The organism is Xanthocytophaga flava (assembly GCF_030068545.1).
Classification (GTDB): Bacteria; Bacteroidota; Bacteroidia; order Cytophagales; family 172606-1; genus Xanthocytophaga; species Xanthocytophaga flava.
In genome coordinates this window covers 293,739-308,026 of sequence record NZ_JASJOR010000003.1, presented here as the reverse complement: position 1 = coordinate 308,026, position 14,288 = coordinate 293,739, and the positions used below count along the sequence as shown (strand labels likewise).

General features: G+C 41.2%; 10 protein-coding genes. 4 read left to right on the top strand and 6 right to left on the bottom strand.

Annotated features, from left to right (window positions below):
• Nucleotides 1-132: 132 nt before the first annotated feature.
• The gene (locus QNI15_RS06605; protein WP_314031091.1) at nt 133-2,778 is read right to left on the bottom strand and encodes a WG repeat-containing protein; all 2,646 of its coding nucleotides are present in this window, start codon (nt 2,776-2,778) and stop codon (nt 133-135) included.
• A 383-nt stretch (nt 2,779-3,161) separates the two neighbouring features.
• Here QNI15_RS06605 and QNI15_RS06600 point away from each other — a divergent pair, with 383 nt between their 5' ends.
• The gene (locus QNI15_RS06600; RefSeq protein ID WP_314031090.1) at nt 3,162-3,761 is read left to right on the top strand and encodes a HupE/UreJ family protein; all 600 of its coding nucleotides are present in this window, start codon (nt 3,162-3,164) and stop codon (nt 3,759-3,761) included.
• Between the two features lie 197 nt (nt 3,762-3,958).
• Complete coding sequence (locus tag QNI15_RS06595) at nt 3,959-6,295, top strand: M1 family metallopeptidase (protein ID WP_313985966.1); 2,337 nt, start codon at nt 3,959-3,961, stop codon at nt 6,293-6,295.
• 158 nt (nt 6,296-6,453) lie between these two features.
• Here QNI15_RS06595 and QNI15_RS06590 read toward each other — a convergent pair whose 3' ends face one another.
• The 3 genes from QNI15_RS06590 to QNI15_RS06580 form a co-directional block, all read right to left on the bottom strand.
• A complete protein-coding gene (locus QNI15_RS06590; protein WP_313985964.1) occupies nt 6,454-6,708 on the bottom strand; it encodes a hypothetical protein in 255 nt (84 codons plus the stop codon).
• A gap of 40 nt (nt 6,709-6,748) precedes the next feature.
• The gene (gene dnaJ / locus QNI15_RS06585; protein WP_314004766.1) at nt 6,749-7,894 is read right to left on the bottom strand and encodes a molecular chaperone DnaJ; all 1,146 of its coding nucleotides are present in this window, start codon (nt 7,892-7,894) and stop codon (nt 6,749-6,751) included.
• A 78-nt stretch (nt 7,895-7,972) separates the two neighbouring features.
• Nucleotides 7,973-8,524 (bottom strand): nucleotide exchange factor GrpE, encoded by a 552-nt coding sequence (locus QNI15_RS06580; RefSeq protein ID WP_314004768.1) that lies wholly within the window; start codon nt 8,522-8,524, stop codon nt 7,973-7,975.
• 397 nt (nt 8,525-8,921) lie between these two features.
• Here QNI15_RS06580 and recJ point away from each other — a divergent pair, with 397 nt between their 5' ends.
• Nucleotides 8,922-10,625 carry a single-stranded-DNA-specific exonuclease RecJ gene (recJ, locus tag QNI15_RS06575; protein ID WP_314031089.1) on the top strand — a complete coding sequence of 568 codons (1,704 nt, stop codon included), beginning with the start codon at nt 8,922-8,924 and terminating at the stop codon, nt 10,623-10,625.
• A gap of 132 nt (nt 10,626-10,757) precedes the next feature.
• Nucleotides 10,758-11,489, top strand: a complete 732-nt coding sequence (gene lptB / locus QNI15_RS06570; protein WP_313985957.1) for an LPS export ABC transporter ATP-binding protein — start codon at nt 10,758-10,760, stop codon at nt 11,487-11,489.
• Here the strand turns inward: lptB and QNI15_RS06565 are convergent.
• Entirely contained in the window at nt 11,398-12,123 is a 726-nt protein-coding gene (locus QNI15_RS06565) for a hypothetical protein (RefSeq protein ID WP_314031088.1), read from the bottom strand. The two genes, lptB and QNI15_RS06565, sit on opposite strands and share 92 nt — an antisense overlap.
• Nucleotides 12,124-12,283: 160 nt before the next feature.
• Nucleotides 12,284-14,263: a putative cobaltochelatase gene (locus QNI15_RS06560; protein ID WP_314004776.1), complete on the bottom strand. Its 1,980-nt coding sequence runs from the start codon at nt 14,261-14,263 to the stop codon at nt 12,284-12,286.
• Between the last annotated feature and the right edge of the window lie 25 nt (nt 14,264-14,288).

Below are 14,288 nucleotides of genomic sequence, written 5' to 3'. Positions count from 1 at the left end.
TACCCTCTGTAAAGCTTATATCTATACATGCAGACGAAGACTTTAGTAAAAAATTGTCAATCTGGGAATGCTTTTTCTAAAAAATAAAAACCTGAGTTTCCTCAGGTTCCTACATTTTTTAAATAAATAGCCTTAATCGCAGACAATTCGATCATATCGTTGCTGATCAAAAAGCTGTTTATGCACCTTCTTTCCATCCCGGTCTATATAAAAGATCAGATACACATCCGCTGTATCAATATATTTTTCTCCCAGATAAAAAGGGATTTCTTTCGTACCTACATTACGCAGATCATCATACTCCAGATCTACAACAATACCACGTGTATTGCTAACGATACCATACTGCTTGTTGGCATACAAACGCATGATTATTTCTTTATCATCCTGCTGAATGTATTCAAACGCATCAACAGGCTTTAATGTATACTTCTTCTCTGCAATCTGATAAAACTGCCATTGATCACCTTTTTTTACAAGTGCCACCCCATATTGCCAGTAATTTATCTCATCAAAAATAAAGTCAGAGGCAGGTTCATTGTCAGCAGTAACAAATCCATACTTTCCATTTTTGGCAGCTACAAATAAAAGCGAGTTATCTGTATACGGTTTAATCAGTCGTTCATACTGTGGCGGAATATCGATTCCTCTTTCCAGATGCAGCAATCCGAACTTTCCGTTTTTCAGTGTACTGACAAAACCATTTTCATAATTCAGTGCACTATACAACAAGGGAAGAATCTGTTTTCCGTTGCCATCCATCAATCCCCATTTCCCACCTGCTTCTACGGCAATCAGGTCAGGTGTCCATAGTACAATCTTGTCGTATTTAACGGGTAAAATAGCTTGTCCTTTTGCTGACAATAATCCCTGTGCACCTGCTTTATCTTCCACCAAAATCCAGCGACGAGACTGTTGTCCTTCTAATTGCAGTAGACTAATTTTAACGAAATTGCCAAGTTTAAGGAATGCATCCGGAGCAAAAAAACCATAGAAGACAGTTCCTTTCTTAACAGCAAATCCATCTTGCCCCAATAACATTACGGTATCATAGTCAAACTTCAGACGAGGAGAAATATTAGTTTTCCAGATTGCCCAGAAGTCTCCTCTGCGGGTAGCATAGAATGAGTTATTTCCCCTTACTTCATCCAAACTATCAGCTAATAGCTTGCCTCTGTTATTCAGGAGTTGCTGATATTTCTCATATTGAGCTATCCAGGCATTAGGCAGAGGTTTTAGCTGAGCCGCAACAGGAGTTACAATAGTTTGTAGTTCGGAATTGATAATACTCTCATAGTCTCCAATCTTTACTTTCAGTGCATCCTGTCTGATCCAGTCAACTGAATCATATAAAAATTCCAGTGTTGGAAACTTCTTAAACAAAAGTCTTTGGTTGCGGATAATAGCATATCGCCTGTTTTGTTTGAAAGCAATCAACCCATCTTCCAGATTCTTAATTTCTTCGAACTCTGTATCTGCCACCTTTCCACCAAAGAAGTTGGTCAGCCCATACTTGCCATCCTGTTTTACCAGCAGAAATGTCTCATTCAATACATCTACCTCTTCATACTGAACAGGTAATACAGCAAATCCGGATTCATGCCATACCCCCACTTTCCCTTCCTGCTTTACCAGCAATAATTCACCTTCCAATGGTTCAATGCTCTCATAGCCAAATCCGGTGATCTCTTTGCCTGTTTTGTCAACCGATCCCAATCGGTTCTGCCGATACACCAGCATGGTGTTATCCTTCACGCCATCACAAAAATACTCTGTATCTACAGAGTCATACTTTGCTTCTATCTGGAGTTTTCCATTGGCATCAATAAATCCAAACTTTTCATTTTCCTCATTATAAACAGGAAAATACGCCAGCGGTTGTGTGGCAATACGTTTTTCAATATATGCTTTATCAAAGAAGTCAGGGTATGTAGTCAGGAAGCTTTCAATCGGGTTATCTTCCTTTTTATACAAAGAAAAAATCCAATACCAGGCCTGTTCAACATACGGACTCTTCGGATACCGCTGAATAAAGTCGTAATAGGTCTGTCGGGTATGAGATAAGGTAGAAAGTTCAAATAAGCGTCTTTCGGCTTCTCCTCTGTAGGGACTGTTGGGCTCTACTTCCAGGAATTTTTCATACGACACAATATCATCATCCTGTGTCAGGAATTCAAAAAGCAGCAAGTCATATAGCTTTACCGCCTCATGTGCCTGACGGGCATCGGGGTAGGTATCTAAAAATTTCTTATAGCTTTTATAGGTATTAATTCTGGATGCTTCCGCATACGCCAATTCGTTCCGTTTTTCTATCGCCTGTGCTTTTTGTAAAGCTTCCGGAAAACGGTCGATGAATGACTGAAAACCTGGTATACTGTTTTTGCCTTCCGCAATAACATAGGCAAGACTATCTATCTCACGTTTCTTGGCCTCTATAGCCGTTAGATCTATACCTGCCTTCTTCCATGATTTTAAAGACGAACGTTCCGTTTGCGGATAATCAACCAATGCTTCCAGGACATAAGCATAGGCTGAATCAAGATATATTTCCGTGTTTGTGAAAGTTGTAGTAAGAGAGGCGGTAGCTTGTGCCTGGACAGGCGAATAATGGTACAAAAAATACAGTGCATAGACGTATTTCGCTCCTGCATTTTTTGGTTGCTTTCGTAAAACCTTATTAAGAGACAGCCGGGCTTCTGCTGTATGGTTTTTTCTCAGCTTTTTTAAAGCAGAGGTGACACGATCTGCATATGCTGTAGAAGATATGCAAATACACACAGTTACCCACAAACAACAAAGGTATGTCTTCACGTATATGTAAAACTTTGACTATGAGGCAGAACAAAAAAACTCACTTTTCTTCTGGCGTTGCAATATACAACGACCCTACCCTCTTGTGCCTAAAAATTCAGTACTTTTTTCTGTCCATGTAATAAAAAACATCATTTTTCTTCTTAGTTTTCACGAAATTCTAACCCATTTACAGAAATTCAGTTCCTATTTATGCAGCACTAGGCCTAAATACTCTGTATACTAGCTCTCTTTAGCAAGTATTATTCCAGTTCAACAGCAAATAGCATATAGTTGTAACAAACACATGGGCACTACGGGTTATACATTTTAAGCCATTTTCTAACCAACCTACATTCCACTTACATCGTATGAATAGTTTTCAGGCTTATTTGATTATGGGCTTTGACCACATCACAGATCTGAACGGATATGATCACATTTTGTTTATTGTAGCACTTTGTGCTATCTATCAGATAACGGAATGGAAACGTATTCTGGTATTAGTCACTGCATTTACCATTGGTCATTCCATTACATTAGCTGTTGCAACCCTTCAGCTTTTCACATACAGAACGGATGTAGTTGAGTTCTTAATCCCAATAACTATTCTCCTTACAGCAATCTTCAACCTGTTTTATAAAGTTCCTAAGGGCTATTCTCTCTCAAATCCAACCAAACCACAATATTCCCGTTACTTTCTGGCAATAGGGTTTGGCCTAATTCATGGTCTGGGTTTCTCCAACTACCTGCGTAGTCTGCTAGGCAAAGAAGAAAGTATCTGGCAACCTCTTCTTGCCTTTAACATTGGTCTGGAACTGGGTCAGTTAATTATTGTTGCCATATTTGTTATTATTGCATCACTATTTGAACGAATCTTAAATACAAATAGACGTGACTGGAACCTTGTATTGTCAGGTGCAGTAGCAGGTATGGCCCTCATTCTCATTCAAAAAACATGGATCTTTTAATTCCTGTATACAACGTAAAGGATAAAAATTCTATTCCTCGCTAAAGGCATATTCTACTAATTGTAAAGCACTTGGCAGTATAATTATTCGCAATACAGGAAAAAAAGTAAAATAATAGTTTGTACCTACATCAACCAGTAATCAAAAATAGTATCTTTGAAAAACTAAAGACCTCCCATATCTCATAACCAACAAACATGAAGAAAGTAATTCTGGCAGCGGCTTTGCTGGCAAGTACAGCTGGCATGGCTCAGCGTTTTGAGGAGAATCGCTCCAAATTTGAGCAGTTAGGCACCTTACTCCCTACTCCCAACACGTATCGTACAGCATCTGGTGCTCCTGGTCATGACTACTGGCAACAACGTGCCGACTATGACATGCAGATTGAGCTAAACGATGAAAAACAACAGATCACCGGTACCGAAACGATTACCTATTTCAACAATTCTCCGGATGAACTAGGCTATCTGTGGCTACAACTGGAACAAAACATTTTTGACAAAAACTCAACAGCCAATCTGACCAAAACTTCTGCAATGGAAGAAAAGGTGTCTATGTACCAGCTCGGTTTCATGACACTGGAACAGTTTGATGGTGGCTATAAGATCAAATATGTAAAAGACAAAGCTGGCAATGCCCTAAAATATACCGTTAATGGAACCATGATGCGGATTGACCTGCCTCATGCATTGAAATCAAAAGGTTCTTTTAGCTTTTCTATTGCATGGAGCTATAACATACATGACCATAATAAACTAGCTGGGGCTCCTGGCAATGGTCGTATGGGGTATGAATATTTCGCTAAGGATAACAACTATCTGTATGAGATAGCGCAGTTTTTCCCACGCATGGCCGTCTATGACGATGTGTATGGCTGGCAACACAAACAATTCCTGGGCAATGGAGAGTTTACTCTTCCTTTCGGAAATTACAAAGCATCGATTACAGTTCCGGCAGACCACATTCTGGGTGCAACAGGAGTTCTACAAAACCCAAATGAGGTATTAACAGCTACTCAGATTTCCCGTCTGCAAAAAGCTAAAACAGCTAAAACACCTGTAGTCATCGTAACGCAGGAAGAAGCTGAAGCAAACGAAAAAGACAAGTCTACAACAAAGAAGACATGGAAATTTGCTGCACAGAATGTACGTGACTTCGCCTTTGCCACTTCACGTAAGTTTATCTGGGATGCTATGCAGATTACACAAGATGGCAAGCCTGTTATGTGTATGTCTTACTATCCAAAAGAAGGCAATCCTCTTTGGGGTAAGTATTCAACTCAGGCAGTAGCCCACACTATTCGTACGTATAGCAAACGTACTGTTTCGTATCCTTATCCTGTAGCGATTTCAGTACATGGTCCTGTAGGGGGTATGGAATATCCAATGATTTGTTTCAATGGGGGTCGTCCGGAAGCAGATGGTACCTACTCAGAACAAACCAAATATGGTCTGATCTCTGTGATTATTCACGAAGTAGGTCACAACTTCTTCCCCATGATTATCAACTCTGACGAACGTCAGTGGACATGGATGGATGAAGGGTTGAATACATTCTGTCAGTATCTGTCCGAACAGGAATGGCAACGTGAATATCCAAGCCGCCGTGGGGAAGCATATAAAATTGTTCCTTATATGAGTATGGAACAATCTAAATTAGAGCCTATCATGACTAACTCTGAACAAGTAAGTCAGCTAGGTAACAACGCCTATGCAAAACCTTCTACTGCGCTGAATATTCTCCGTGAAACAATCCTGGGACGTGATCTGTTTGACTATGCATTCAAACAATATGCTACACGCTGGGCATTCAAGAGTCCTCAGCCTGCCGATTTCTTCCGTACGATGGAAGATGCATCAGGTGTGGATCTGGATTGGTTCTGGAGAGGTTGGTTCTATGGCACAGAACCAGTAGATATTGCACTGGAAGATGTAAAAGCATTCAATGCTGATACACAGAATCCAGAGAAGGAAAACCCAATCAGCAAAGCTCAGGCAAACGAACAAAAGACAATCAGTCAGATTCGTAACGAGAAAGACATTCAGAAAACACTGGTTGATGAAAACCCGGAATTGAAAGATTTCTATAACTCATATGATCGTTATGCAGTAACGCCACAAAGCAAGTCACGTTATGAACAATACCAGGCTTCTTTAAGTGATGAGGAAAAGAAATTGCTTGCCTCAGGAGAAAACTTCTATAGCCTAAAACTGAAAAACAATGGTGGTTTGGTAATGCCTGTGATTCTGAAACTGGATTTTGAAGATGGCACCAATGAGATTGTTCGTATTCCTGCTGAAATCTGGCGTATGAACAATAAAGAAGTAAGCAAAGTCATTCATACTTCTAAAAAAGTAGTACAGTTTACACTAGATCCATTCCAGGAAACTGCCGATATCGATACTGATAACAATGCATTTCCATCAAAAGCTGCACCAACACGTTTTCAGTTGTTCAAACAGCAAAATCGTCGTCCGGCTAACCCTATGCAGGAAGCTCAGCAGACTCAAGGAGGTCAGCCAAGCAACCGATAGATTGGATAAGTATAGAGGCTCTTTTATAGTTAACGCAAGCCACTATGGCTTGCGTTTTTTATGTCTGGAAAAGTCAAAAAAGTATAGTACACTAGGCTACAAATAAAAACACCTTCCAGAATCATGGAAGGTGTTTTAGTATAAAAGGTCTTATTCTTTTAATTTTCGTATTTATACAATTTAAGAATGCTATCTACCTCATCCTTTAGCTTCTCGATATCTTTTTTTGCCAGACTACCTGCTTTATATGCACTATACACATTAGTGGGTAGTAGATCTTTGTACTTAGGTAGATTATGCAAAACCTCATACATCCCTAACTTAAACGCCACTCGCGCTTCAGTCTCTTCATCAAAGAAATCTTTATAAAAATCAAATTCATCTGTGTTATGAAAATACTTGTCTGCGCTCATATGCATTTATAGTTAAGTAAAGGATTATATGATCGCTAAGTTATTGAAAAAATTCTTTCATACGATCAAAGAATCCTTTTTCATTTTTGGAAGGACGAGGCTGGAAATTCTGAGCTGTACGGAATTTTTCCAGAATCTCACTTTCTTCACGGGATAGCTGCTGAGGAGTCCATACATTTACATAAATCAACTGATCTCCTCTACCATATCCATTGATACTCCGGATTCCTTTGTCTTTCAGACGAAGGATTTTTCCACTTTGAGTACCTGCATCTATCTTTATTTTTACTTTTCCTTCGATGGTAGGTACTTCTACACTCGTTCCCAATGCAGCATCTGCAAAATTTACATACAGATCAAATACCACATTGTCACCATCCCGTTTAAGTAATTCATTGTCTTCCTCTTCAATCAGAATCAATAAATCACCTGCTACACCACCTCTTGGAGGAACGTTGCCTTTCCCGGCCATATTTAGCTGCATCCCATCGGCCACTCCGGCAGGAATACGTACTGAGATAGTTTCTTCAGTCAATTGACGGCCTTCTCCATGACACACCTCACAACGATCAGAGACAATAGAGCCTTCCCCATTACAGGTTGGACAAGTACTGGTTGAAATCATTTGTCCCAGCATGGTATTCACCGCACGACGTACCTGACCTGATCCCTGACAGGTAGAACAGGTTTTCAGTGCAGTACCCCCTTTGGCTCCATTTCCGCCACAGGTAGTACAACTGGTATAACGCTTTACCTTTATTTTTTTCTCAATACCATTAGCTACCTCTTCCAGGTTTAGCTTAAGCTTGATACGCAAGCTATCTCCCTTACGGACCCGCTTGCCACCACGACCACCTCCACCAAAGAAATCACCAAACGGACTGTCACCGAAAATATCTCCAAAACGTGAAAAAATGTCATTGACATCTGAGAAGCCTCCACCATTGAAGCCACCTCCACCATTTACACCCTGATGCCCAAACTGGTCATAACGCTGACGCTTTTGAGCATCACTAAGCACTTCATACGCTTCAGCAGCTTCTTTAAACTTATCTTCTGCAGAAGGATCATCCGGATTTTTGTCGGGATGATATTTGATAGCCAACTTACGATAAGCCTTCTTTATCTCCTCTTCTGAAGAAGTTTTGCTTACGCCCAGTATGTCGTAATAATCTCGTTTTGTCATGGGTTAAGATATGTATTGAAACGTAATCCAGGAATCGGATATCCTTTCCCTGCATTAATCCCTCATTGATTATAATTCTTAGTTACCTACAATTACTTTAGCAAAGCGGATAATTTTTTCTTTCAGAGAATATCCTTTTTCTACTTCATCCACTACTTTGCCCTTCAGATCATCCGTAGGAGCTGGAATCTGAGTAATTGCTTCATGGGTCTCACCATTAAACTCTTTTCCGATTGCTTCCATTGGCTTCAGACCACGTTGTTCAAGCGTTTTATACAGTTTATGGTAAATAAGTTGTACACCTTCCTTCACAGAATTAATATCCTGTGCTTTCTCCATTGATTTCAAAGCTCTTTCAAAATCATCCAGAACAGGTATAATGGCCAAAATAACACCCTCTTCGGCTGTTTGTTGAAATTCTATTTTTTCTTTGGCAGTCCGGCGTTTAAAGTTTTCAAAGTCTGCCAGCAAACGCAGATACTTATCTTTCATTTCGGCAACCTGCGCATCAGCAGACGGAGCCTCTGGTGCTGCGGCTTGCGTTTCCTGTGTCTTTGTTGTTTCTTCGTTCAGATCTACAGGAGTTTCAGATTCATGCTGGTTTGTACCTTGATTTGGTTCGTTTTGCATACCTATTCAAATAATTTATGAGGTCTTTATAAAAATTCAGGCATTATTTATCCTGGTAGAACAACTACCTGAATGCAGTGTCAGCAGTTCAAGAATATTGCCAATCACATTTTGCCCACAAAAATATGACATTTTGTCGGAATTTATCTAATGCTATTCCAATAGAAATAAGCCAATTTGTTAGAAAAAGAACAGAATGTCATTTTTTGGTTTTCTGAGGAGGAATGAAAAACAAATAACCCAGATAAATTTTGCGTTTATATCCTGACGCTCATTATTCTATCTTTATTATGCCACAAGCATAATCCTAAGATAAATGATTAAAATGCAATAGTTAAATCCAAGAAATCCATTCCTCACTCAAACCAATTAACATTTTTTTGCTTACTTTGCAGATATGGAGAACCGCTGGATCATTAAGTCAACCCCTTCTGAAGAAACTATACAGTCTCTAACTACTGCTATTAATGTTAGCCGGGCTTCTGCCCAATTATTGACTCAGCGTGGCATTAGTGAATTCGAGAAGGCTAAGTTGTTTTTCCGACCTTCGTTATCCCATTTGCATGACCCTTTTATCATGCAGGATATGGACAAAGCAGTTAAGCGGCTGGAACAGGCAATAGGTGATAATGAGTCTATTATGGTGTATGGAGATTATGATGTAGATGGTACAACCTCTGTAGCAATAGTATACGGGTTCCTTCAGCAATTTCATTCTAATCTGTCTTTTTATATTCCGGATCGTTATAACGAAGGCTATGGTGTTTCCCGGCAAGGCATTGATTATGCACATAAAACCGGGGTTTCACTCATTATCTGTCTGGATTGTGGAATCAAATCAGGAGAGTTGGTCAGTTATGCCCAAAAGTTAGGGATCGACTTCATTATCTGTGATCACCACCGCCCAGATGATATACTTCCAACAGCAGTGGCTATCCTGAATCCCAAACGTCCGGATTGCCCTTATCCTTACAAAGAATTATCGGGTTGTGGTATTGGGTTTAAGTTTTTACAAGCTTTTTGCCAACGAAATGACCTATCGCTTGAAGAACGACTTTATCCGTTTCTGGATCTGGTAGTTGTCAGTATTGCGGCCGATCTGGTTTCAATAACAGGCGAAAACCGTGTCATGGCCCACTTCGGACTTAAACAACTTAATTATAATCCGCGTCCGGGACTGAAAGCACTGACACAACTAGCAGGATTCGAGAAAGAATTGGATATTACCAACATTGTCTTTGGTATAGGCCCGCGTATCAATGCAGCCGGACGTATTGCCCATGCTCATGCAGCTGTAAATCTACTGCTTGCCCACTCAGAAGCAGAGGCAGAGCAATATGCCAAAGAAATTAATGTCAATAACAAAGACAGACAAGGCTTTGATATACATACTACCAAGGAAGCGCTGGCAATGATTGAGGAAGATGAGACACTGCGGCTATCCAAAAGTACAGTATTGTTTAAAAGTGACTGGCATAAAGGGGTAATTGGTATTGTGGCCTCACGTTGCGTTGAGAAATATTATCGTCCGACCATCATTCTGACTGAATCCCACGAGATTGTCTCAGGTTCAGCCCGATCAGTACCTGGTTTTGATGTATATGAAGCCATTGCCGAATGTGCTGATTTGCTGGAGCAGTTTGGGGGACATACCTATGCAGCCGGTTTAACGCTGAAACGTGAAAATGTAGAAGCGTTTCGGGAACGTTTTGAAACAATTGTTGCTCAGCGTATTACAGCCGAGCAATTAATACCACAGATTGAAATCGATTTAAAACTGCATCTACGGGATATTAACTTTAAGTTTTATAATATCATCAAACAAATGGAGCCATTTGGCCCTGAAAATATGCGTCCGGTATTTATGTCCGAACCGGTGTATGCCGATAATGTACGCATACTAAAAGACGTTCACTTGAAAATGAGTGTATTTCAGGAAGGCACTTCCTATATTGATGCCATTGGATTTGGCATGTCTCAATTACATCTGGACAAAGTTACCGAAGGCAAACCCTTCCGTATCTGTTACCAGATTGTTGAGAACAATTATCGTGGCAATCAGACTCTCCAGCTTCTGATCAAAGATATTAAGGCTTTTTAATGTTGTATGGGCATTATATCTGATGGATTGGAACAAAATTTGTAGCTCCCCAAAACAATATTCTATCTTTGGCTTCTTGTTAAAAAGCCAAAATGGTTCAACGAAAGCTGAACATTGTATTTAAACTGAAAAATGCTTCTTCGCTCTGAAAATTTATTAAAAAAATATGGCTCTCGTATTGTAGCCAACAATGTGTCAGTACAGGTACAACAAGGGGAGATTATCGGGCTTCTGGGTCCGAATGGTGCAGGGAAAACAACAACATTTTACATGATTGTGGGGTTGATTAAACCCAATGAAGGCACTATCTACCTGGATGATGAGGATATCACTAATCTGCCTATGTATCAGCGGGCTCGGCGAGGGTTAGGTTATCTGGCTCAGGAAGCTTCCGTATTCAGAACGCTTACAGTGGAAGAAAACATTATGGCCGTATTGGAGATGACAAAACTATCCAAAGCTGCCCGCAAAGAGAAGACAGAGGAAATGCTGGAAGAGTTCAGTCTTACGCATGTACGCAAAAACCTGGGACGGGTATTGTCCGGAGGGGAACGCCGCCGTACAGAAATCGCCCGTGCACTGGCTGTAGATCCTAAGTTCGTACTGCTGGATGAACCTTTTGCGGGTGTTGACCCGATTGCCGTTGAAGAGATTCAGGGTATTGTAGCCAAACTCAAAACCAAGAACATAGGTATCCTTATCACAGACCACAACGTGGACGAGACCTTGTCTATTACAGACCGTGCCTATTTGCTATTTGAAGGTAAGATCCTTAAATCTGGTACTCCCGAAGACCTGGCATCTGATGAACAGGTAAGACGCGTTTATCTGGGTAAACACTTTGAATTAAAAAGAAAGATTTAACCGGTGTAAGGATATACAGGCACTGATTGGACAACGCAAAGACAATCATTGCCTGATTTTCTGTTACAATCTCTTGTCTAACATCCGTCACTGATGGAATATCTGTTGTTTCCCTTTCAGATACCTGTAAGGCAGGATTCACTTCAAGAGAAGCTATTTCAGTCACTAACCGACTTTCCTGCTGGCATTCTCTCTGATATATTTTCTCCAGTTCTTTCCACATAGCATAGGCAACGTCAGCACGTAAACGTACCTGATCACGGTAATTCTCTTTCAATACATAGTTAGCGGCATTGTCCTTGTCTTTCTTTCTGTCAAGCACTGCCAGACGAAGATCACTGCGTTTGTATTGAATAGTGATGTCCTTCCATACTGATTCCGCCTTTTTAAGTTGCTTGTTGCGTTCTTTGGAAACAGGCTGAGCTTCCAGTTCCGTTTTTTGCTGAGTTGCCTGAGACAATAGAGCAGTTAGATGAGTATGATTGGCAAGAGTTCTCTCCTCGTCTGCGTTGATAGCTTTAATGCGTTTCAACATATGGTGAAGCTGCTCATTGAGACGTGCTTCATGAGCCATCAAGCGATAATAGTCTGATCTGTATTTACGTAATGCGGAAGCTGTAGTATGTCTTGCCATGTACTAAAAAACGAAGGTTAGAGAGTGATTTTTTACTACCTTAAAAATACTAAAAATCTGCCGTATGACCAACTATTTACCCATTCTCAATAAAAACACAAATAATTGATAATCAAATACATAACACCACAAACAAATATATCACAACAACTTCTTTCTTTTATCCAGCATGCATCCGTATAGTGATAGTTTGCAATATGGAATCTGACGAAATTTCATCCAGTGATAGGTACTCACCACCTAATATAGCAGCTAATTCACGGGCCTTTCCCAGGCGTAAATAGTCGCTTTCGGTATCCAGTATGAGTGAAGGGATCTGTTGTTCTTTTAGTTGATTGCCCAGCACTTGAATCTGGCTCCAGGGATTGCCACCTCCGGGCAGTGGTACATTTGCTTTGCCATCACTCAGAATAATGACCAAAGGTTGCAATGTGCTTGTTGAAATGGCATCCACTACATCCAGCGTTAGCTGTAAAGCATGAGGCAAGGGAGTCCGCCCACCGGTTGGTAGACTGTGAAGGGCTTTTTCTGCCTTCTCTATACTATGGGTTGGCTCAAGTAACACCTGTGCTTCAATACCCCGAAATGCAATAACGCTCACCCAGTCACGTTGCTGATAGGCGTTGGTAAGCAATGCCAGTACACTACCTTTTACAGCTTCCATACGTCGGCTGGCAGCCATGGAACCGGAAGCATCTACCACAAAAAGGATCAGATTACCTTTTTTGTCCTCCCGTATTCTCTGATGCAGATCATCACGGGTAATCTGCCATTCGTCCGGATTCCGCAATAAGGCTTGCTGTAAAGTTGCCTCTATAGCCAGATTAGTGGGTTGCTTATCCGGAACAGACCGGATAGATTTTCCTTTCTGTATAGTATAGTTTTGATTCCTGTTTCCTTCTGTAGCATTCTGTGAAGTTTTGACGCCATTCTCAATCTGAATATCAGGCAGACTACCAATTGGTATACTGGCAAAAACCTGTTCCTTCTCTCCTTCCTGTTCCGTTTCTGATGGGTCAGGCAAACAGTCCTCTGTCAGGCAATCGTCATCGGGAGCTTGATTCTCCAAAGACTCGGAAGCGTCCGCTTTGGAATCAGAGGTTTTATTTTCTGTTGTAGATTGAGCTTGTTGCATCAGGTCATCCAGTGCCTTTTCATCCATTCTTGTATCTGACGAAAAAGGTTTCTGCCGACGACGATGCAGCAAAACTAGTTCTGCGGCGTGTCGGATATCCTCAGGCACTACTTCAGTACGCTGGGCTAAGGCAGCCAGGGTGCGTGCAGTTTTGTACATGACGATATCTGCCCGGAGGCTCACTACGCCCATTTCCATACACAACTGACTAATCAGTTCCAGTAAATGATCTGGCATATGTACAGAGGTCAGTAACTGACGGGCTGTTGTCAACTGCTTTTGCAGAGCTTGCTGGGCAATCTGCCATTGTGTTATAAAGGCAGCAGGATCGGCATCATAGGCAATTCGTCTTCGTACTACTTCGGTTCGTTCCGTTGTATCACGAGGGGCTTCAATCTCGACCATCAGTCCAAAGCGATCCAGAAACTGTGGACGTAGATTGCCTTCTTCCGGATTCATGGTTCCAATCAACGTAAACCGAGCGGGATGACTGACCGAAAGTCCTTCCCGTTGCACAGTATTCACTCCCATGGCAGCAGCATCCAGTAATACATCGACCAGATGGTCTGACAAAAGATTAACTTCATCAATATACAATACACCCCGGTGTGCCGCAGCCAGCAGTCCAGGAAGGAATTTCTTTTTCCGTTCACTCAACACTCCTTCCAGATCCAGGCTTCCTACAATGCGTTCTTCCGTAGCACCCAGAGGCAATGTAACCAGAGGCATCTCTACGAGTTGTATCGGATTGGCTTTATCCTGGCATACTTCGCATGTATCCAGTGGGTGAACCGGATCACAATTGTATGGACAGCCTGCCACCTTAGTAATAGCAGGTGCTATTTGAGCTAACCCTCTGGCGGCTGTACTTTTGGCAGTACCCTTGTCACCTTTGATCAGCACCCCTCCTATTTCCGGATTGATGGCACAAAGCAGTAAAGCCCGTTTTAGCTTCTCCTGTCCTACTAAAGCAGCAAAAGGATAGTATGTCTGTGTATACTTCATGTATCGATAATACGCTATAAGACTG

Bases quoted from the DNA above. Each gene is read 5' to 3' on its own strand.
- QNI15_RS06600 (WP_314031090.1), top strand. From the start codon at position 3,162: ATGAATAGTTTTCAGGCTTATTTGATTATGGGCTTTGACCACATCACA.
- QNI15_RS06595 (WP_313985966.1), top strand. From the start codon at position 3,959: ATGAAGAAAGTAATTCTGGCAGCGGCTTTGCTGGCAAGTACAGCTGGC.
- QNI15_RS06590 (WP_313985964.1), bottom strand. From the start codon at position 6,708: ATGAGCGCAGACAAGTATTTTCATAACACAGATGAATTTGATTTTTAT.
- dnaJ (WP_314004766.1), bottom strand. From the start codon at position 7,894: ATGACAAAACGAGATTATTACGACATACTGGGCGTAAGCAAAACTTCT.
- QNI15_RS06580 (WP_314004768.1), bottom strand. From the start codon at position 8,524: ATGCAAAACGAACCAAATCAAGGTACAAACCAGCATGAATCTGAAACT.
- recJ (WP_314031089.1), top strand. From the start codon at position 8,922: ATGGAGAACCGCTGGATCATTAAGTCAACCCCTTCTGAAGAAACTATA.
- lptB (WP_313985957.1), top strand. From the start codon at position 10,758: ATGCTTCTTCGCTCTGAAAATTTATTAAAAAAATATGGCTCTCGTATT.
- QNI15_RS06565 (WP_314031088.1), bottom strand. From the start codon at position 12,123: ATGGCAAGACATACTACAGCTTCCGCATTACGTAAATACAGATCAGAC.
- QNI15_RS06560 (WP_314004776.1), bottom strand. From the start codon at position 14,263: ATGAAGTATACACAGACATACTATCCTTTTGCTGCTTTAGTAGGACAG.